The sequence below is a fragment of the Actinoplanes sp. CA-252034 genome (genome assembly GCF_050956125.1).
Classification (GTDB): Bacteria; Actinomycetota; Actinomycetes; order Mycobacteriales; family Micromonosporaceae; genus Actinoplanes.
Map to the genome: position 1 here is coordinate 8,091,926 of NZ_CP191846.1, position 17,735 is coordinate 8,109,660.

General features: G+C 71.6%; 19 protein-coding genes and 1 pseudogene. 11 read left to right on the forward strand and 9 right to left on the reverse strand.

What is annotated here, in order from left to right; all coding sequences use genetic code 11:
• Positions 1-17 precede the first annotated feature (17 nt).
• From ACQPZW_RS36685 to ACQPZW_RS36700, 4 genes are all read left to right on the forward strand, one after another.
• Positions 18-455 carry an RrF2 family transcriptional regulator gene (locus tag ACQPZW_RS36685; RefSeq protein WP_433790590.1) on the forward strand — a complete coding sequence of 146 codons (438 nt, stop codon included), beginning with the start codon at positions 18-20 and terminating at the stop codon, positions 453-455.
• A gap of 79 nt (positions 456-534) precedes the next feature.
• Positions 535-1,749, forward strand: coding sequence for a globin domain-containing protein (locus ACQPZW_RS36690; protein ID WP_433790591.1), 1,215 nt, complete (start codon positions 535-537; stop codon positions 1,747-1,749).
• Between the two features lie 60 nt (positions 1,750-1,809).
• Positions 1,810-3,261 carry a PAS domain-containing protein gene (locus ACQPZW_RS36695; RefSeq protein ID WP_433790592.1) on the forward strand — a complete coding sequence of 484 codons (1,452 nt, stop codon included), beginning with the start codon at positions 1,810-1,812 and terminating at the stop codon, positions 3,259-3,261.
• Complete coding sequence (locus ACQPZW_RS36700) at positions 3,258-4,946, forward strand: putative bifunctional diguanylate cyclase/phosphodiesterase (protein ID WP_433790593.1); 1,689 nt, start codon at positions 3,258-3,260, stop codon at positions 4,944-4,946. The genes ACQPZW_RS36695 and ACQPZW_RS36700 overlap by 4 nt, the downstream gene beginning before the upstream one ends.
• Before the next feature lie 197 nt (positions 4,947-5,143).
• On the opposite strand, the gene ACQPZW_RS36705 is transcribed toward ACQPZW_RS36700, so the two are convergent.
• Both ACQPZW_RS36705 and ACQPZW_RS36710 read right to left on the reverse strand, forming a co-directional pair.
• Positions 5,144-5,452, reverse strand: coding sequence for a transcriptional regulator (locus ACQPZW_RS36705; RefSeq protein WP_433790594.1), 309 nt, complete (start codon positions 5,450-5,452; stop codon positions 5,144-5,146).
• Complete coding sequence (locus tag ACQPZW_RS36710) at positions 5,449-5,925, reverse strand: hypothetical protein (protein ID WP_433790595.1); 477 nt, start codon at positions 5,923-5,925, stop codon at positions 5,449-5,451. Before ACQPZW_RS36710 ends, ACQPZW_RS36705 begins: the two co-directional genes overlap by 4 nt.
• A gap of 155 nt (positions 5,926-6,080) precedes the next feature.
• Between ACQPZW_RS36710 and ACQPZW_RS36715 the strand changes: the two genes are divergently transcribed.
• Genes ACQPZW_RS36715 through ACQPZW_RS36730 form a run of 4 tightly spaced genes read left to right on the forward strand, consistent with a single transcriptional unit; the run spans position 6,081 to position 8,355 of the window.
• On the forward strand, positions 6,081-6,494 hold the full coding sequence (locus ACQPZW_RS36715; RefSeq protein ID WP_433790596.1) for a hypothetical protein: 414 nt from the start codon (positions 6,081-6,083) through the stop codon (positions 6,492-6,494).
• 17 nt (positions 6,495-6,511) lie between these two features.
• Positions 6,512-7,237, forward strand: coding sequence for a hypothetical protein (locus ACQPZW_RS36720; RefSeq protein WP_433790597.1), 726 nt, complete (start codon positions 6,512-6,514; stop codon positions 7,235-7,237).
• A complete protein-coding gene (locus ACQPZW_RS36725; RefSeq protein ID WP_433790598.1) occupies positions 7,234-7,548 on the forward strand; it encodes a type VII secretion target in 315 nt (104 codons plus the stop codon). The genes ACQPZW_RS36720 and ACQPZW_RS36725 overlap by 4 nt, the downstream gene beginning before the upstream one ends.
• 12 nt (positions 7,549-7,560) lie before the next feature.
• Entirely contained in the window at positions 7,561-8,355 is a 795-nt protein-coding gene (locus ACQPZW_RS36730; RefSeq protein WP_433790599.1) for a hypothetical protein, read from the forward strand.
• 5 nt (positions 8,356-8,360) lie between these two features.
• Here ACQPZW_RS36730 and ACQPZW_RS36735 read toward each other — a convergent pair whose 3' ends face one another.
• Entirely contained in the window at positions 8,361-9,791 is a 1,431-nt protein-coding gene (locus ACQPZW_RS36735; protein WP_433790600.1) for a flavin-containing monooxygenase, read from the reverse strand.
• Positions 9,788-11,439 (reverse strand): annotated as a pseudogene (locus ACQPZW_RS36740) (GMC oxidoreductase). Before ACQPZW_RS36740 ends, ACQPZW_RS36735 begins: the two are co-directional and overlap by 4 nt.
• 88 nt (positions 11,440-11,527) lie before the next feature.
• Here ACQPZW_RS36740 and ACQPZW_RS36745 point away from each other — a divergent pair.
• Positions 11,528-12,301 carry an alpha/beta fold hydrolase gene (locus ACQPZW_RS36745; protein ID WP_433790601.1) on the forward strand — a complete coding sequence of 258 codons (774 nt, stop codon included), beginning with the start codon at positions 11,528-11,530 and terminating at the stop codon, positions 12,299-12,301.
• A 122-nt stretch (positions 12,302-12,423) separates the two neighbouring features.
• On the opposite strand, the gene ACQPZW_RS36750 is transcribed toward ACQPZW_RS36745, so the two are convergent.
• Entirely contained in the window at positions 12,424-12,630 is a 207-nt protein-coding gene (locus ACQPZW_RS36750) for a hypothetical protein (protein WP_433790602.1), read from the reverse strand.
• 94 nt (positions 12,631-12,724) lie between these two features.
• Between ACQPZW_RS36750 and ACQPZW_RS36755 the strand changes: the two genes are divergently transcribed.
• On the forward strand, positions 12,725-13,477 hold the full coding sequence (locus ACQPZW_RS36755) for an SIR2 family NAD-dependent protein deacylase (protein WP_433790603.1): 753 nt from the start codon (positions 12,725-12,727) through the stop codon (positions 13,475-13,477).
• Here the strand turns inward: ACQPZW_RS36755 and ACQPZW_RS36760 are convergent.
• From ACQPZW_RS36760 to ACQPZW_RS36775, 4 genes are read right to left on the reverse strand one after another with little or no spacing between them, the layout of a single operon-like run.
• Positions 13,455-14,939, reverse strand: a complete 1,485-nt coding sequence (locus tag ACQPZW_RS36760) for an acyl-CoA synthetase (RefSeq protein WP_433790604.1) — start codon at positions 14,937-14,939, stop codon at positions 13,455-13,457. The genes ACQPZW_RS36755 and ACQPZW_RS36760 overlap by 23 nt on opposite strands.
• Complete coding sequence (locus tag ACQPZW_RS36765) at positions 14,939-15,397, reverse strand: MaoC family dehydratase (protein ID WP_433790605.1); 459 nt, start codon at positions 15,395-15,397, stop codon at positions 14,939-14,941. Before ACQPZW_RS36765 ends, ACQPZW_RS36760 begins: the two co-directional genes overlap by 1 nt.
• Positions 15,394-16,266 carry an amidohydrolase family protein gene (locus tag ACQPZW_RS36770; protein ID WP_433790606.1) on the reverse strand — a complete coding sequence of 291 codons (873 nt, stop codon included), beginning with the start codon at positions 16,264-16,266 and terminating at the stop codon, positions 15,394-15,396. The genes ACQPZW_RS36765 and ACQPZW_RS36770 overlap by 4 nt, the downstream gene beginning before the upstream one ends.
• The gene (locus tag ACQPZW_RS36775) at positions 16,266-17,150 is read right to left on the reverse strand and encodes an SDR family oxidoreductase (RefSeq protein ID WP_433790607.1); all 885 of its coding nucleotides are present in this window, start codon (positions 17,148-17,150) and stop codon (positions 16,266-16,268) included. The genes ACQPZW_RS36770 and ACQPZW_RS36775 overlap by 1 nt, the downstream gene beginning before the upstream one ends.
• 155 nt (positions 17,151-17,305) lie before the next feature.
• Here ACQPZW_RS36775 and ACQPZW_RS36780 point away from each other — a divergent pair, with 155 nt between their 5' ends.
• Positions 17,306-17,716: a MarR family winged helix-turn-helix transcriptional regulator gene (locus ACQPZW_RS36780; protein WP_433790608.1), complete on the forward strand. Its 411-nt coding sequence runs from the start codon at positions 17,306-17,308 to the stop codon at positions 17,714-17,716.
• Positions 17,717-17,735: the final 19 nt, after the last annotated feature.

Below are 17,735 nucleotides of genomic sequence, written 5' to 3' on the forward strand. Positions count from 1 at the left end.
TTTAGTACTGTCGACTCGTGCGACTGAACCGCTCCACCGACATCGGTCTCCGGGTCCTGATGCTCGCCGCGGCCCGCCCCGAGGATCTGCTGACGATCGACGGGCTGGCGTCCGCGGTCGTCGTGCCCCGCAGCCATCTCGCCAAGGTCGTCCAGCGGCTGCAGCACCGGGGCCTGCTGGAGACGGTGCGCGGCCGCAACGGCGGGGTGCGCCTCGCCACCGGCGCGGCCGGCGCCTCGATCGGCGGTCTGGTCCGTGAGCTGGAGGGCTCGTCGGAGGTCGTCGACTGCGACGGCGAGCCCGGGTGCCCGCTGAGCGGCGGCTGCCGGCTGCGCGGGGCACTGCGTGTCGCACAGGAGGCCTTCTACGCCTCGCTCGACCACATCACCGTCGGCGACCTGGCCGCGCCACCGGTCCGGCAGGTCCTGCTCACCCTCGGGCGTCCGCCCGTGTGATCTTCGCCCACGGCCGTTCATCCCAGCGCTGTCCCGCGCCGGGCCGTTCAACCCTGTCCCAGTGAAGAGGAGATCCCTCATGCTGTCCGCATCCAGCGCCCCGATCATCGAGGCCACCCTGCCCGTCGTCGGCGAGCACCTCGAGGAGATCTCCGACGTCTTCTACCGGACGATGATCGGCGAGAACCCGGAGCTGCTGAACCTGTTCAGCCGCAGCGCGCAGGCCACCGGTGAGCAGCGCAGCTCACTGTCCGGGGCGGTCGCGGCGTACGCCATGCACCTGATCGGGGCCGGGCCCGACGGCGCGGCGTTCGAGCACATCGTCGAGCGGATCGCGCAGCGGCACTGCGCCCTCGGCATCCGCCCCGAGCAGTACACGATGGTCGGCCGCTACCTGCTCGGCGCGGTCGCCACGGTGCTCGGCGACGCCGTCACCCTGCCGGTCGCCGCCGCCTGGGACGAGGTGTACTGGCTGTTCGCGGCCCGCCTGATCGGCCGCGAGGCACGGATCTACGCCGAAGCCGGGGTGGACGGAACCGATCCGTGGCGCGATTTCACCGTCGCCCAGCGCATCGCCGAGGCCCACGACACCGTGTCGTTCGTGCTGGTCCCGGCCGACGGCGGCACGGCTCCCGGCTTCCACCCCGGGCAGTATGTGACGGTCGCCGCCGACCTGCCCGGCGCCGGGCGCCAACTCCGGCAGTACTCGCTGTCGCAGGCCGCCACCGGGGGCACGCTGCGGATCACCGTCCGGCGGGTGCGCGGGGCCGGTGGGGCGCCCGACGGGCTGGTCTCCGGTTTCCTGCACGAGCACGTCCACGCCGGTGACACGCTGCGGATCAGCCGGCCGTACGGCGATCTGACACTGCGCCCGGGGACTTCGCCGTTGCTGCTGGTCAGCGCCGGGGTGGGGGTCACTCCGATGGCCTCGATCCTGGAGCACGTGGCGCGTACCCAACCGACCCGTGAGGTGACCGCGGTGCACGCCGACCGCAGCCCCGACCGGCACCCGCTGCGCGCCGACATGACCGCCAACGGCGCCCGGCTGCGCGCCTTCCGCAGCCTGTACTGGTACGAGCAGCCGTCCGGTGAGCCGGGTACGTACCCCGGCCGGATCGACACCGACCTCATCCCGGTCCACCCGGACGCCGAGGTCTACCTGTGCGGGCCGGCGCCGTTCATGCAGGCGGTCCGGGCCGGGCTGCACCTGCGCGGCGTCTCCGACGAGCGCATCCGGTACGAGGTGTTCGGCTCCGAGCAGTGGCGGCCCGCTCCCGCCCCGGCCTCGGTCTGACCGTTCCGGCCGCCCGGCCGGTCTCTCAAGTCGGTCGCCGCCGGGTCGATAGAGCGGGGCGTGTTCACCGTCGAAGCCCCCCAGATCACCGCCCCGCCGGCGGCCGGCCTCCGGGACCGTGCCGTGGACGCGTCGGCCCAGGCCTTCATCCATATCGACCGCTCCGGGGTGATCCGGGACTGGAACCCGGCCGCCCGGAAGCTCTTCGGCTGGACCCGTGACGAGATCGTCGGCCGGCGCCTCGCGGACACGATCATCCCGGCGCCGCTGCGGTCCGCCCACAGCGCCGGGTTCGCCCGGCGGCTGGTCGGCGGCGACAGCGGCGGCCTGGGCCACCCGATCGAGGTCCCGGCCGTCCACCGGGACGGCTCCGAGCTGCGCATCTCGATGACCGTCGACGCGCTCGGCGACGAGGGGTTCTTCGCGTTCATCTCGGACCAGACCGACGTGCACCGGGCCCAGCAGGAGCTGCAGCGCAGCCACACCCTGATCACCGCGATCCTGCAGCACACCACGGCGATGATCTCGGCGAAGGACCTGGACGGCCGCTACCTGTTCGTCAACGGCGAGTACGAGCGCGTCTTCCAGGTCACCGCGGCCGACATGGTGGGCCGGGCCGAGGCCGACCTGGTGTCCGCCTCGGTCGCCGCCGTCGGCCGCGGCCACGACGAGGAGGTGATCGCGTCCGGCGCCGCCAAGACCGTGCTGGAGGAGCTCCCGTTCGGTGACGAGATCCGCCAGTACGTGGTCACCCGCGTCCCCCTGACCGACCCGGACGGCTCCGTCTACGGGGTGTGCACGATCGCCATCGACGACACCCGGCGGCGCCGCGACGAGGCCGTCATCGCCGCCGGCGAGCAGCGGTTCTGGAACACCGTCAACAACGCGCCCGGCATGCTCTACCAGTACCGGGTGGAAGCGTCCGGCGAGCCGTCGTTCACCTTCGTGTCGGACGGCTGCCGGGACATCTTCCGGCTCGACCCCGCGGACCTCGTCGCGTCGGCGCAGCGGATCCTCGACATGATCGTCGAGGAGGACCGGGAGGGCTTCGCCGTCAGCGTCGCCGAGTCGGCCCGGACCCTCGAGCCGTGGCACTGGCGCGGCAGCGTGATCCGGCCCGACGGCTCCCGGCGCTGGCTGTACGGCGTCTCCCGGCCGCACCGGGACGCCGGCGGCGCCGTCGTCTGGGACGGCATGCTGCTCGACCGCACCCGGGAACGCCACACCGAGCTCGACCTGGAAGCCGCCCGCAACGACCTGGCCGACCTGGTCGACCGCCTCGCCGTCCTGTCCGTCACCGTGCCGGCCGGTCCCGAGCCGGCCGGCGTCCTCGCCCAGCTGGTGACCGGGAAGGATCAGGAAGCCCTGTTCGACCTGTGGCGGTCCGCGCTGCGCCGCGAACGGGCCGACGGCATCCTCGGCGGACACGACGGCCGCCTGCTCGTCCGGCTGCGCCCGCGCGGCGCCGACGAGATCGGCATCACCTGCTTCCACCTGGACGGACCGGCGTGACCGCGCCCAGCGGCCCTCGCCTGCCCCGCAAACTCGGGGAGATCGGCATCCCGATGCTCCCCCTGCCCGTCACCACCCCGATCGCCGAGATCGAGGCCGCGCTCGCCGCCGACAGCATCGCCCCCGGCGTGATCGTCGCCTCCGATGACGGCTACCTGCTGCTCAGCCGGGCCACGATCGACCGGGCGCGCGCGGCCGGGCCGACCACCGGGGATCTGGCCGGCACCGTCACCGGCGGTCTGCGGCTGCCCGCCGACACCGACATCGACGTGGCCGCCGAGGCCGCGCTGGCCCGCCCGGCCACCGAACGCGAGGAGCCGGTCCTGGTGTCCTGGCCGGACGGCCGGTACGGGATCGCGCCGATCGTCGACCTGCTCGCCGCCATGGCCGGGCGGTTCGCGAGGCTGTCGCGCACCGACCCGCTGACCGGCCTGCCGAACCGGGCCACCATCCAGGCCGAGGGCCAGCGCCGCCTCGACGCCGGGCACCTGATCGCCGTCGTCCACCTGGGGCTGGACCGTTTCCAGGACGCCAACGACGTGCTCGGCCACCACGGCGCCGACACCCTGCTGCACCGGGTCGCGACCGCGCTCGGCACCACCCGCGGCGCCGGCAACGTGGCCGCCCGGCTCGACGGCGACCAGTTCGTGGTGCTGCTCTCCGAGTTGCCGCCCGGACAGACCGTGCACAGCGTCGGCCGCCGCCTGGCCGCCGGCATCCGCGGCCCGCACCCGGTCGACGGCCTCCCGATCAGCGTCGAGGCCAGCATCGGCATCAGCCACGCCGACCACCACGACGTCACGGTGCTGATGCGCCGGGCCGCCGCCGCCATGCGCCGTGCCAAACACGAGCGCACCGGCGTCGTCGAGTGGACCCCGAAGCTCGACACCAACCAGCGCGTCGACCTGCGGCAGCTCACCGAGCTGCGTACCGGTCTGCGCGCCGGCCACCTGCGCCTGCATTACCAGCCGCTGCACGACGCCGGCAGCCGTGTCATGCACGGCGTCGAGGCGCTGGTCCGCTGGCAGCACCCGCAGCGCGGCCTGCTGCCGCCGGGCGTCTTCCTGCCCGACGCGGAACGCTCCGACGTCATCCTGGAGCTCACCGACTGGGTGCTGGCCGAGGCACTGCGCCAGGCCGCCGTCTGGCACGCGCAGGGCCACCACCTGCCGGTGTCGGTCAACCTGCCACCCGCCTACCTGGCCCAGGACCGCGCTGTCGGGACCATCCTCACCCTCCTCGACCTGGAGCAGGTGCCCGCCACCATGCTCACCGTCGAGATCACCGAGACCGCGGTGCTCACCAACCAGGAGCAGGTGGCCGCCCAGCTGGCCCAGCTGCGCGCCCGCGGCATCCGGGTGGCCATCGACGACTTCGGCACCGGCTACACGTCCCTGGGCCTGCTCCCCCAGCTCCCGATCGACGAGCTGAAGATCGACCGCTCCTTCGTCATGCGCATGCACGACTCGCCGGCGCACGCCACGATCATCGACTCGGTGATCGCGATAGCGAAGGCCCTGGGCCTGACCGTCGTCGCCGAGGGAGTCGAGGACGAGCCCACCGCCCGCGACCTGACCGCCGCCGGCGTCGACCTGCTGCAGGGTTTCGGCCTCAACCGCCCCCAGCCCCCCGACGTGATCCCCACCCTGCCCGGCATCCCGACGCCCCTACTCACCCCGGCGTGATCCCCTTGCCCGGCATCCCGACAGCCCCGCTCACCCGGTGTGATCGCGCCGCCCGGCATCCCGACGGCCCCGCTCACCCCGGCGTGATCCGCGCCCTGCCGGAGTCATCTGACGGCCGTGCGGCCTCCGCCCGGCCCGGGGCTGTCTGGGCCCCGGGCCGGTCTCGCCTCGGCCTGATCCCACTCGTGCCGGGGTGGTCAGGCGGGCTTGACGGCGGGTGACGCCTGGTCGGCGATGCGCCGCAGCTCCTCCAGGTGCGCGGTGAGCTCGTCCCGGCCGAGCGGAGTCAGCTCCAGCCAGGTCGTCCGCGGGCCCTGCGCCGACTTTCGCACGGTGACGTAGTGCGCCTCCTGCAGCACCTTGATGTGCTTGCTCAGCACCGAGTCGCTGACATCGAGCAGCTGACGGAGAGCCGAGAACTCGGCGGCCTCGACACCGGCCAGCACGGCACAGATCTGCAGACGGTTGGGCGCGTGGATCAGCTCGTTGAAGCGGCCCACCGTCACGCCGCCCCGGATTCGCGGCGCAGCGCCCGGTCGATCGCCGGGCTGAGCACCACGGTCATCAGGCCGATCAGGACCCCGGCGACCACCAGCGACCAGCGGACGGCGAAGCCCCACTCCAGCACCATGCCGGAAACGCTGATCACCAGCAGCCCGGCAAGCCAGATCAGCGACAGCCGACGCGTGCCCGGTGTCGCGGTGTAGCGGTCGAACGAGAGCCCGGTCCTGACCCGGAGCGCATGGAACAGGCCCACCGCCGCCGCCATGGCCAGCGGAAACCCGGTGGAGCCGATGATGCCGCGAAAGCTCATGGACGCGAACGCGACGGTGAAGACGACTCCGAGGCCGGCATGCAGCCACCAGGGGGCGACGGCACGCGAGGCCGCACGGGCCTTGGCCTCAGCCACGAGCCGCAGCGCGGCCCGGGCGTCAGTGGCATCGACGGAGGACGAAGACGGAGACGAGTTGCTTTCCATGATGGAAAGTATGCCTCAAACTTTCCATCATGGAAAGCGGACGAGCCACATCGGCGTGTCAGCGGTACGACACACGCCCTCACTGAACCCGGCGAGGGCCCCAGGTGTGTACCGATGTGGACGGTGTAATCACCGCGAGGACGAGGGGCGACGGCGTGAACAGATCGACAGGCAACGCCACACGTGTGGGACCGCTCACTTCGGTGGTGCTCTTCACCCTGACGGCGAGCGGGATGGGTGCGGCCGCCTTGGCCGTGAGCATGGACAGTGACAATGCGGCCGCGACCCCGTTCGGAAGGGTCGGAGTCATCATTCTGGCCGGCCTGACGATCCTTCTCTCCGCCTTCAGCCTGGTGGCCCTGCTCCGGGGAACAGCCTGGCGCTACCGGAAGGCCCTCGGCTACCTGCTGATCCTCGCCATGTTCTCGGCGGCCGTCCTGGCGTACTACTTCTTCGCCTCCGGAGCCGCGACAGGCATCGTCGGGTACATGCCTGCCCAGGCCGCCGTCGGGCTCGCCCTGACCGGCCAGGCGGTTCTGGCTGCCGGATCAGAGCGTAGGGGGCGTTGAGAGTCATGCAGCCGGAGATGAAGCGGCGCCTGGAGCGACTGCGGCAACGCGCCGAGGAACTGGGGCGACTGGCCGCGGAGGCCCACAGTGTAGTTCCGGAGAGCGCACCGGGTGTGGACGAGAGCGAATGTGTACGGATCCGTCTCGGACCGGATCGGGTGCCCCTCCAGATCCAGATCCGCGAGAGGTGGCAGGACCGCCTCGACGCCGATGCACTCGCCGACGCGGTGATGGACGCGAACACCGACGCCGTCCGGCGCGCCTACCGGGCCTGGAGTGACCGTCTGGACGAGAGCGGCTGGTGGCGGCGGCAAAGGGATGCCGACGAGATGCCGGAGCGCCGCCCGATGCCGATGGCCTCGCCACCACCGCGGGAGCCGCGAACGGGGCACATCCCGGAGGACCCGGAGATGGGCGAGCGGATCCTGCGCCTGCTCCAGGACACACGGCGAAGCGCGTCCGATAGGGGGCCCGTCGAGGTGGAAGGATCGAACGACAGTGGAAGCGTCAGCGTGCGACTGTCGGTCGGTGGGCTTGCCGGATGTGTGATCGACGAGGGCTGGGCACGCCACCGTTGCGGTGACGACATAGCCACTGCCCTTTCGCACGCGCTCCGGCGGGCCCGTCGCCGCCTCGACTCGCCGCGGCCGGGCCTGCTGGAGGCGGACGCTCTCATCAGCGAGGCACTGACCGCACTGACCGCATGCACCGGCACCGAACCGGCGGGGAGCGGGGAGCGATGAGCCAGCCGACCTCCGGCGAGGTCCACATCGCCTGCGAAGCGCTCCGCAGGGAATCCGTTCAGTGGGACAGCCAGGGAGAGAGGCTGCGCATCGTGAGCGCCACGGCTGCCGAATTCGAGTTCAACCGGGTGGAGGCCGGCTTGTTCCAGGTCATGGTCGGCGCCTACAACGACGTGATCAACGCGGTCTCGGCTCGCTGCAGTGAGGGCGCGACAGCCATGGCGGAGGTCGCCGCCACTCTCCGTCGCGCCGCGGACGTCTACGAGGCCGAGGACCGCGCCGGCGAGCACCGGATTCGTAACATCTACTGAAAGGAGCCGGCCATGGAGTTCAGCCTTGCCCAATACGAGGCCGTCATGGCCGAGATCGAGTCCGGCACCAGGACGCTGGAGGCACAACTCGCCGAGGTCGAGCCGGCAGCGGACCGTGCGGCGAGTCAGTGGTGGGTACCCCCGTCCATCGGCGACATGATCAGATGGATCGGCCAGAAGACGGTGGAACTGGGACGAGAGATCCTCGCCTTCATCGGGGACCTCCTTGAAGGCATGACCGCGCCTGTCGTCATGTTCTACGACGCCTACCGCTGGATGAGCCTCAAAGGGTCGGCCAACGCGGTGGCGACCGATCTCGGCACGCAGAACCTCGTCGTCGACGACACCGACTGGTCCGGCAAAGGCCGAGACGCCTACCTCGCCCTCACGCAGGCTCAGTCCGCTGCCGCGGCGCGGGTGGGCTCCATCTCCGGAAACGCCTCGGGCGCTCTCGCGATGTGCGCGGCGGCCGGGCTCGCCTTCTACATCGTGCTGGCCGCTGTGATCGCCAAGCTCATCATCGCCTGCACCGCGGCCACCGGAGCATTCGCAACGGTCATCTTCTCCGAGATCGGCGCGATGATCTTCGTTGAGGAGGGCACCGTGAACGTCATGGTCATCGCCGGAGCCGTGACCGCGCTGGCGACATTCCTCGGCACACAGGCCACCGCCCTGATCACGATGCACGGTGACGCCGTCGACCCGACCAGCTTCCCGGGCGGGAGCTGGCCGAAGGCGAACGCCGGCCTGTACTCCGACGCGACCGTGAAGGACGGCGACGCCGACTGGTCGCTTCAGGCCGAATAGGCCGGTCAGCGGGGTAGGAAGTCGGAGCGGTCGAGGGTTGTGGTTCGGCGGCGGTATTCGGTGGCTTTGCCCGGCCAGTTCGTCACGATGCGGCCGGTGGCGGTTCGGTACCAGGACTGGCACGCCGTCCAGACGCTTGTCGACAAGCGGGACTGGATCTCGCTGTCGTAGGTGGTGGCGACGTCCGGGCGTACCTCCAGATCGTCGCCTGCGGCGACCGACCGCACCGCCTGCGCTATCCATCGGGCCTGCGACTCGTGGAAGTAGATGACCGAGGTGTTGCCGGTGTTGGTGTTGGGGCCGTAGACCAGGAACATGTTGGGGAAGCCGGGGACCGCCAGGCCCAGGTAGGCGTGGGCGCCCTCGCGCCACTCCTCCGCCAGCGGGCGCCCGTCGCGGCCGGTGACGCGGATCGGGACGAGGAACTCGGTGGCGGCGAAACCGGTGCCGTAGACGAGGACGTCGCACGGGTGGTCGGCACCGTCGGCGGTGCGTACGCCCGTCGGGGTGATCGTGACGATCTTCTCGGTGACCAGGTCGACGTCGGGGCGGGAGAGGGTGGGCAGCCACGCGTTGGTGAACAGGAGCCGTTTGCAGCCGATCGGCTCGTCGGGGGTGACCTTGGCGAGCAACGCGGGGTCGCGGACCTGCCAGCGGCGCTGGATCCAGGCGTAGCCGCGGACGCCCGCGTTGACCAGCCGGTTGCCGTGCAGGGCGGCGCCGGGCACCAGCGTGAGCAGCCACGTCGCGCCGCGCGACAGGCGCATCAGCACGGGGAGGCGGCGGGACAGCAGGCGGCGGATCCGGCCGTAGCGGCGGTCGGGTTTCGGGACCGTCCACGGGGCGGTGCGCTGGAAGACGGTGATGTGGGCGGCTCTGCCGGCGATCGCGGGGACCAGCTGGATGGCGCTGGCGCCGGTGCCGACCACGGCGATCCGCCTGCCGTCGATCGGGATGTCGGGCGTCCAGTGTGCGGTGTGGACGGCGACGCCGGTGAACGTGTCGGCGCCGGGCAGCGACGGGATCGCCGGGCGGGACAGCTGGCCGACGGCGGGGATCAGCACGTCGGCGTCGACGGTCTCGCCGCCGGTCAGCGTGATTCGCCAGCGGGTGCCGTCCCAGTTGGCGGAGGCCACCTCGGCGCCGAACCGGACGAGCGGCGTGATCCCCTGCTCGTCGGCGACCCGCTGCAGGTAGGCGAGGATCTCGTCGTGCGGCGGGTAGCGCCGCGACCAGTCCGGGTTGAGGGCGAACGAGAACGAGTAGAGCGGGGCGGGCACGTCGCAGGCGCAGCCGGGGTACGTGTTGTCGCGCCACACCCCGCCGGCCCGGTCGGCCTTCTCCAGGATCACGATGTCGTCGAATCCGGCGTCGCGCAGCTCGACGGCGGCCGCCACCCCACCGAACCCGGCGCCGATGATCACGATCCGGGTCACGGTCGCCTTCCGATGGTCAGTCGCAGCGCGCCGGGCGCCGACGGTGGGACGACGGGGTTCCGGGGCGCGACCGGCGCGACCGGCGTGTAGCCGGAAGCCGGCCGGGGATCGGCGTCGCCCGCGTTGGGCCACAGCGCCACCGCGCGTTCGGCGAGGGCGGTGATGGTGAGCGACGGGTTGACGCCGAGGTTCGCGGCGACCGTCGAGCCGTCGATGACGTGCAGGCCGGGATGGCCGAAGAGCCGGTGGTACGGGTCGACGACACCCGTCTCCGCGGTGGCGCCGATCGCACAGCCGCCGATGAAGTGCCCGGTGACCGGCCGGTTCACGATCTCGGTGAACGCGCCGGTCGGCACCCCGTCGATCTGGGCCGCGACCCGCCGGGCCACGTCGTGGGCGGCCGGCACCCACACCGGGTTGGGCCGGCCGATGCCGGGCCGGCTGGTGACCCGCCGCCCGAACAGCCCGCGCCGGGTGTGCACGGTGATCGAGTTGTCGAGCGGCTGCATGGCCAGCAGGACGATGGTCTCCTTGGACCAGTTCCGCGGTGAGGTGTAGAGCCGCAGGTCACGGCCGGCCCGGGCGAGCGTCTTGAGGGCGTGCCACCAGCGGGGCGGCCCTCGTCGACGAGCACGGTGGCGAGCAGGGCCAGCAGGTTGCTGCCGGGTCCGTACCGGACGGGCTCGACGTGGGTGACCGGGTCCGGGTGGATGGACGAGGTGATCGCGACGCCGTGTGTGTAGTCGCGGTCGGTGCGGCGGGTGCGGGCGCCGAGGATCGATTCGGAGTTGGTACGGCTGAGCTCGCCCAGCCGGGACGAGAGGTGCGGCAGGTGTCCCTGGTCGCGCATCCGGTGCAGCAGCCGCTGGGTGCCGAGCGCGCCACCGGAGAAGACGACCTGCGTGGCCGTGAACACCCGTCCCCGGGTGTGCACCGCGTAACCGCCGTCCGGCAGGGGGCGCACCGAACGGACCGTGGTCCGCTCGTGAACCACCGCACCGGCCTTCTCGGCCAGGTACAGATAGTTCTTGACCAGGGTGTTCTTGGCGTTGCCGCGGCAGCCGGTCATGCAGGAGCCGCACAGTGTGCAGGTGCGCCGGTCAGGGCCGGCACCGCCGAAGAACGGGTCCTTGCGCAGTGCCCCCGGCTCGTCGCCGAACAGCACGCCGACCGGGGTGGGCCGGAAGGTGTGCCCGACCCCCATGTCGACGGCGACCGCTTTCAGCGCGTCGTCGGAGGCGGTCAGGACCGGGTTGACCGTCACGCCGAGCATGCGTTTGGCCTGGTCGTAGTAGGGGGCGAGCTCGGTCTTCCAGTCGGTCACACCGGACCACTGCGGGTCGGCGTAGAACGTGTCGGGCGGCTCGTAGAGGGTGCACGCGTAGCCGAGTGATCCACCCCCGACACCTACGCCGGACATGATCATCACGTCTTTCAGGAGGGTGAGGCGCAGGATGCCGTAGCAGCCGAGCGCGGGCGCCCAGATGTAGTCGCGCAGCCGCCAGGACGTCTTGGCGAACTGCTCGTCGGTGAACCGGCGGCCGGCTTCGAGGACGCCGACGTGATAGCCCTTCTCGGTCAGGCGCAGCGCGGTCACGCTGCCACCGAACCCGGAGCCGATGACGAGGACGTCGTAGTCGTACGACATCGCCGTACCATCACACCCTTATTGGCGACATGTCAACAACATGCTCCCGGGTCTTGCGCGAAGCGCGAAACGGTCTCATAAAAGACTGATGACCGAGCTGGTGTACGACCGTCGTGGATCCGGCCCGCCACTGGTGCTGATCCACGGGCTGGGCAGCCACCGTCAGGTGTGGAACCCGATCCTCGACGACCTGGCCCCGCGCCACGACGTGATCGCGCTCGACCTGCCCGGATTCGGGGAGTCGCCACTCTGGCCACCCGCCCCGGGCGCGGGCTCGGTCGCCCACCTCGCCGATCAGGTGGAGTCCTTCCTGGACACGCTCGGCATCCCGAGCCCCGAGGTGGCGGGCAGCTCGCTGGGCGGCGGTATCGCCCTGGAGCTGGGCCGACGTGGCCGGGCCCGCGCGGTCACCGCGTTCGCGCCGATCGGGTTCTGGTCGGGCGCGGGCCGCCGCTGGTGTCAGAGCGTGGTCACCGCGGCCCGGATCGCGGCCGGCCGGCTCGACGCCCGGCTTCCCGCGATCATGGCGTCCTCGACCGGCCGCGCCGCGTTCTGCTCGCTCTTCTACGCCCGTCCCGGCCGCCTCGACCCCGCGGACGCGGTGTCCGCGGCACGCGCCCTGGCTGCCGCGCCCGGCTTCGCCGCGGCACGCGACGCCTTCACAGACCTTCCACCCTGGCAGTACGAGCAGACGACCATCCCGGTCACGATCGCCTGGGGCACGCGTGACGCCGTGCTGCCGTTCACCCAGTCACGCCGCGCCCGCGCGCAGCTCCCGCAGGCCCGCCACGTCACCCTGGCGGGTTGCGGTCACCTGCCGTTCGCCGACGACCCGGCGGCCTGCGCCGACCTCCTGAGATAGAGCCGTCACCGCCGGCGGCCCGCGCCGCCCGGCCCAGGTGGAGCCGTCACCGCCGTTCGCCCGCTGAGGTGGGGCCGGTCACCGAACTGCGGTCGGCGGCGAGCGGCGAGCGGCGAGCGGGCTCAGCGCACCAGCCAGATGATCAGCATGGCGATCAGGAACACGCCGGCCGCGACCACGGTGACCGTGCGGACCAGAGTGCTCAGGCTGTCGTCGGAGAACGCGGGCCGATCCCCGGGCGCGGTCCAGTCGCCGACCGCGGTCAGCAGCCGGTCACCCGCGTGACGCAGGCGGCGACGGGCGTTCTCCCGGTGGGACGACGACGACAACGGCTACCTCCATACTCGACCGCTCAACGAACCAACGGCGGAATGGACTCTGGGACACTCTTCCGTGCTGGGTGGACACGGGCTGGGGGAAGCGATGGTTGACGTGCGTGAGGCGGCGAAGGCACTGGCCGGGGCACGGCGGGTGGTGGTGTTCACCGGGGCGGGCATCTCGGCGGAGAGCGGGGTGCCCACGTTCCGGGACGCGCTGACCGGCCTCTGGGAGCGGTACGATGCGCGGGCGCTGGCCACCCCGCGGGCGTTCGAGGACGACCCGGATCTGGTGTGGGGCTGGTACGAGTGGCGCCGCAGCCTGATCCAGCGCGTCGACCCGAACCCGGGGCACGTGGCGGTCGCCGCGATCGAGGCCCGCGCCCCGCACACCGTCGTCGTCACTCAGAACGTCGACGACCTGCACGAACGCGCCGGTTCGCGGGCGCCGGTCCATCTGCACGGCAGCCTGTTCACGCCGCGCTGCGCGTCCTGCTCCAGGCCGGCGGAGCCGGGTCCCTGCGACGAGCCGGAGGAGGGTCGCCGGCTGGCCCCGCCGCGCTGCGGGTGCGGTGGGGCGATCCGGCCCGGTGTGGTGTGGTTCGGCGAGGCGCTGCCCGAGGAGGCCCTGGAGGAGGCGGTGCAGGCCGCGACCGACTGCGACGTGCTGCTGACGATCGGCACGTCGGGGGTGGTCTACCCGGCGGCGGAGATCCCGAAGGTGGCGTCGATGTTCGGCGGCACGGTGATCCAGGTGAACCCGCAGCCCACGCCACTGGACGCGGTCGCCGCCGTCAACCTGTACGGCACGGCGGCCACCGTGCTGCCGAAGCTGGTCAGCGCGGCCTGGCCGGACTAGGCAGCGGCAACGCGCGCAGCGGCCCCTTGCGAACCTTGTTGGAGCCGGTGCGCGGCAGGTCGTCGACCACGTCGACGTAGACCGGGATCTTGTACCGGGCGAGCCGGCCGGACAGGAACTCCGGGACGTCGCCGGGGGTCAGCGACGCGCCGGGCGCGGGGACGACGAACGCGCGGCCGACCTCGCCCCACGTCTCGTCGGGGACGCCGACGACCGCGGCCTCGGCCACCGCCGGGTGCTCGAAGATGGCCGCCTCCACCTCGGCCGGGTACACGTTCTCGCCGCCGGAGATGAACATGTCCTTGGTGCGGTCGACGATCCGGAAGTGGCCGGCCTCGTCGACGGTCGCCAGGTCACCGGAGCGGAACCAGCCGTCGGTCAGGGCCGCCGCGGTCGCCGACGGGTCGTTCCAGTAGCCGGGAGTCACGTTCGGGCCGCGCACCAGCACCTCACCGGGTTCGCCGGGATCGGCCGGCGTGAGATCGGGGCGGCTCACCCGTACGTCCGCGAAGAAGACCGGAAGGCCCGCCGAGCCGATGTGCGCCCGGCTCTCCCGGGCCTCCAGGAACGTCGCGCCCGGCGACGTCTCGGTCATGCCGTAACCCTGGCAGAACGCCAGCCCGCGCTCCTGGTAGGCACGGATGAGCGCTTCCGGGACGGGCGCGCCGCCGGTCATCAGGCATCGCACCGAGGTCAGGTCGGCGTCCGCCCAGCGCGGCGACTGGGACAGGCCGGCGAACATCTGCGAGACGCCGAACATCCAGGTGATCCGGTGCTCGGCGATCGCGTCGTAGCAGCCGTCGACGTCCCAGCCCGGCATGATCACCGACGTGCCGCCCTTGAGGAACGTCGGCAGCAGGCACTGGTTGAGCGCGGCCACGTGGAAGAGCGGCGCACTGACCAGGGTCATCTCGTCACTGGCGACGTCGACGCAGACGAGCAGGTTGTAGCAGTTCCAGATGATGTTGCCGTGGGTGAGCATCGCGCCCTTGGGGTGGCCGGTGGTCCCCGAGGTGTAGAGGATGCAGGCGACGTCGTCGAGCCCGGTCTCCGGCTCGTCGACCCGCTCCCCGGCCGCGGTGAAGGTCTCGAGATCGTCGATGGAGACCCGGACCGCCACGTCGACGTCCACCGGGGTCGCCGAGATCAGCGCCGCCGCCCCGCTGTGCCGCAACTGGTACTCGATCTCCGGCGGGCTGAGCCGGAAGTTGAGCGGCACGAAGATCGCGCCGAGCATCCACGTCGCGAACATCGTCTCGACGAACGACGGATGGTTCGGGCCGAGGTAGGCGACGCGGTCACCGGAGGTGACCCCGGCGGCACGCAGGGCCGCGGCCAGGCGCGAGATTCGTTCATGCAGTTCGGCGTACGTCGTACGCCGGCCGGCGAAGATCAGGGCGGTCGCGCCGGGTGACATGGCCGCCCGGCGCGCCGGCCACGAGCCCAGCCCCGCGTTGCGCATCAGGCGTAGTGGCGGTAGACCGGGCGGGCCACGCACGCGGGCTTGGCCGAGCCCTCGACCTCGACGGTGAAGTCGAAGGTGCTCTGCACGCCGTTGCCGGCCACGTCCTCGACGCTGACCACCGACGCGGCCAGGCGGATCCGCGCGCCGACCTTCACCGGGCTGGGGAACCGCACCTTCTCCAGCCCGTAGTTGACGCCCAGCTTGATGCCGTCCACCTGCAGCAGGTCGCTGAAGAGCGGGATGACCAGCGACAGCGTGAGGTAGCCGTGGGCGATCGGGGCGCCGAACGGCCCGGTCCTGGCCCGCTCGACGTCGACGTGGATCCACTGGTGGTCGCCGGTGGCGTCGGCGAACGTGTTCACCCGCTCCTGGGTGATCTCCAGCCACCCACTGTGGCCGAGGTCCTTGCCGGCCAGGCTCTTGAGTCCGTCGAGGCCGTTCACGGTGGTGGTCATTTCGGCTCCTTCACGAGTAGGCGGGCGGCGTTCTCTTTGAGGATCTTGGGACGGACCGTGTCCTTGACGTCGAGTCTCTCGAAGTCGGCGAGCCAGCGGTCCGGGGTGATCACCGGGTAGTCCGAGCCGAACAGCACCTTGTCCTGGAGCAGGCTGTTCGCGTACCGGACCAGCTGGGGTGGGAAGTACTTCGGGGACCAGCCGGACAGGTCGATGTACACGTGCTCCTTGTGGGTGGCGACCGCCAGGGCCTCGTCCTGCCACGGGAACGACGGGTGGGCCAGGATGATCCGCAGGTCCGGGAAGTCCACGGCCACGTCGTCGACCAGCATCGGGTTGGAGTACTTGAGGCGTATCCCGCCACCGCCGCGGACCCGCGCGCCGATGCCGGTCTGGCCGGTGTGGAACAGGGCGACCGCCCCCAGCTCCTCGATCGCCTCGTAGAGCGGGTAGGCGAGCCGGTCGTCGGGGCCGAAGCCCTGGATGCTGGGATGGAACTTGAAGCCGCGTACGCCGTACTCCTCGACCAGCCGGCGGGCCTCGCGGACACCGGCCCGCCCCTTGTGCGGGTCGATGCTCGCGAACGGGATCAGCGTGCCGGGGTGTCTCGCGCAGTCCTCGGCGATCTCCTCGTTGGCGATGCGCGGGTGGCCGGTGGCGTGCTCGGCGTCGACGGTGAAGACGACGGCCGCCATCCGGCGCTCGCGGTAGTAGGCGGCCGTCTCGTCGATGGTCGGCTGGCGGTGGCCGTGCGCCCCGAAGTAGTCGGCGGAGGCGCCCAGCAGCTCGGGGCTCAGCGAGCTGTGGCCGGCCCGGCTCACTTCCGCGTGCGTGTGCACGTCGATGGCGACCAGCTGCGCAACGTCCATCATCGCTCCTTCGGCGCCGGGATGCCGTACGTCTCCTGGTCGAAGTCCCACTCGGCCTGGATCGCGTCGCCGGGCCAGCCGCCCTCGCGGTAGCGGACCGCCTTCTCCGCCGGGTGCGACCACAGGGCCAGCTTGTCGCCGCCGATGCCGATCGCCTGACCGGTGATGCCCTTCGCCGCATCCGAGGCGAGGAACGTGATCAGGCCGGTGACGTCCTCGACCGTACCGAGGCCCTCGTCATGACGCAGCCAGGCCGGGTACGGCGTTCCGGTGCGCTCGGCCTCCTCGATGACCGGCCCGAACGCCGGGATCGTCTTGGTCATCTCGGTGGCGGCGATCGGGATCACGGCGTTGACGGTGATCTCGCTACGGGCCAGTTCGAGCGCCCAGGTGCGGGCCATCGCGGCGATCCCGGCCTTGGCCGCGGCGTAGTTGGTCTGCCCGAAGTTGCCGCGCTGCCCGGCCGGCGAGCCGATCAGGATGATCCGTCCGCCGGCGCCCTGCTCGCGCATCCGGATCGCGGCGGCGCGGGCGCAGGTGAACGTGCCCCGCAGGTGCACCCGGACGACGTCGTCGAAGTCGTCGTCGGTCATCTTCCACAGCACCCGGTCGCGCAGGATGCCGGCGTTGGTGATCAGCACGTCGAGCCGGCCGAACGCCTGGACCGCCGCGTTCACCAACTGCTCGGCGCTCGCGGTGTCGCCGACGGCGGCCGTGACGCCGACCGTGTCGCCGCCGATCTCGCCGACCGCCGCGTCGACCACGGCCTGGTCCACGTCGTTGACGACGACGGACGCGCCGGCCGCGGCGAGCGCCTTGGCGTAGCCCAGGCCGAGCCCGCGACCACTGCCGGTCACGACGGCCACCCTGCCGGTCAGATCCATACTCTTCAACCTCTCACGGACGGGGTACGGGGTCGACCCACGCTTTTCCGGCCGCCCCCGACACTCCCGGGCTCCGGCCTCGATCATCAGGAATCCTGTTGATTCCGATCCTGTAGGACGATCAGGTTTCCTGTCAACGGTGTAATCTGCCAGCCATGCCATCACTGCTCTACCTCGTGAAACAGCTCGAACTCGCGGTGCGCGCCCGCCTTGACGAGGTGGTGCGCGGGCATGGCATCACCGCCCTGCAGTACACGGCCCTCACCGTTCTGGACCGTCACGACGGCCTGTCCGCGGCCCAGCTCGCCCGTGACTCGTTCGTCACCGCCCAGTCCACCGCCGACCTGGTCCGCGCCCTGGAGACCCGCGGCCTGATCCGCCGCGAACGCAACCCGGCCAATCGCCGCGAGCTGCTCATCCACCTGACCGGCGAGGGACGGGCACTGCTCGCGGCGGTCGACACCCCGGTCCGTGACCTGGAGACCCGGATGATCACGAAACTGACCGCGGACCAGGCGGCCGGCTTCCGCCAGTCCCTGATCACCGCCTGGCAGTCGCTGGCCTGAACTCCTTCTTCGGGCTCCG

Bases quoted from the DNA above. Each gene is read 5' to 3' on its own strand.
- ACQPZW_RS36765 (WP_433790605.1), bottom strand. From the start codon at position 15,397: ATGACCACCACCGTGAACGGCCTCGACGGACTCAAGAGCCTGGCCGGC.
- ACQPZW_RS36690 (WP_433790591.1), top strand. From the start codon at position 535: ATGCTGTCCGCATCCAGCGCCCCGATCATCGAGGCCACCCTGCCCGTC.
- ACQPZW_RS36760 (WP_433790604.1), bottom strand. From the start codon at position 14,939: ATGCGCAACGCGGGGCTGGGCTCGTGGCCGGCGCGCCGGGCGGCCATG.
- ACQPZW_RS36755 (WP_433790603.1), top strand. From the start codon at position 12,725: ATGGTTGACGTGCGTGAGGCGGCGAAGGCACTGGCCGGGGCACGGCGG.
- ACQPZW_RS36730 (WP_433790599.1), top strand. From the start codon at position 7,561: ATGGAGTTCAGCCTTGCCCAATACGAGGCCGTCATGGCCGAGATCGAG.
- ACQPZW_RS36775 (WP_433790607.1), bottom strand. From the start codon at position 17,150: ATGGATCTGACCGGCAGGGTGGCCGTCGTGACCGGCAGTGGTCGCGGG.
- ACQPZW_RS36725 (WP_433790598.1), top strand. From the start codon at position 7,234: ATGAGCCAGCCGACCTCCGGCGAGGTCCACATCGCCTGCGAAGCGCTC.
- ACQPZW_RS36710 (WP_433790595.1), bottom strand. From the start codon at position 5,925: ATGGAAAGCAACTCGTCTCCGTCTTCGTCCTCCGTCGATGCCACTGAC.
- ACQPZW_RS36780 (WP_433790608.1), top strand. From the start codon at position 17,306: ATGCCATCACTGCTCTACCTCGTGAAACAGCTCGAACTCGCGGTGCGC.
- ACQPZW_RS36720 (WP_433790597.1), top strand. From the start codon at position 6,512: ATGAAGCGGCGCCTGGAGCGACTGCGGCAACGCGCCGAGGAACTGGGG.
- ACQPZW_RS36770 (WP_433790606.1), bottom strand. From the start codon at position 16,266: ATGGACGTTGCGCAGCTGGTCGCCATCGACGTGCACACGCACGCGGAA.
- ACQPZW_RS36745 (WP_433790601.1), top strand. From the start codon at position 11,528: ATGACCGAGCTGGTGTACGACCGTCGTGGATCCGGCCCGCCACTGGTG.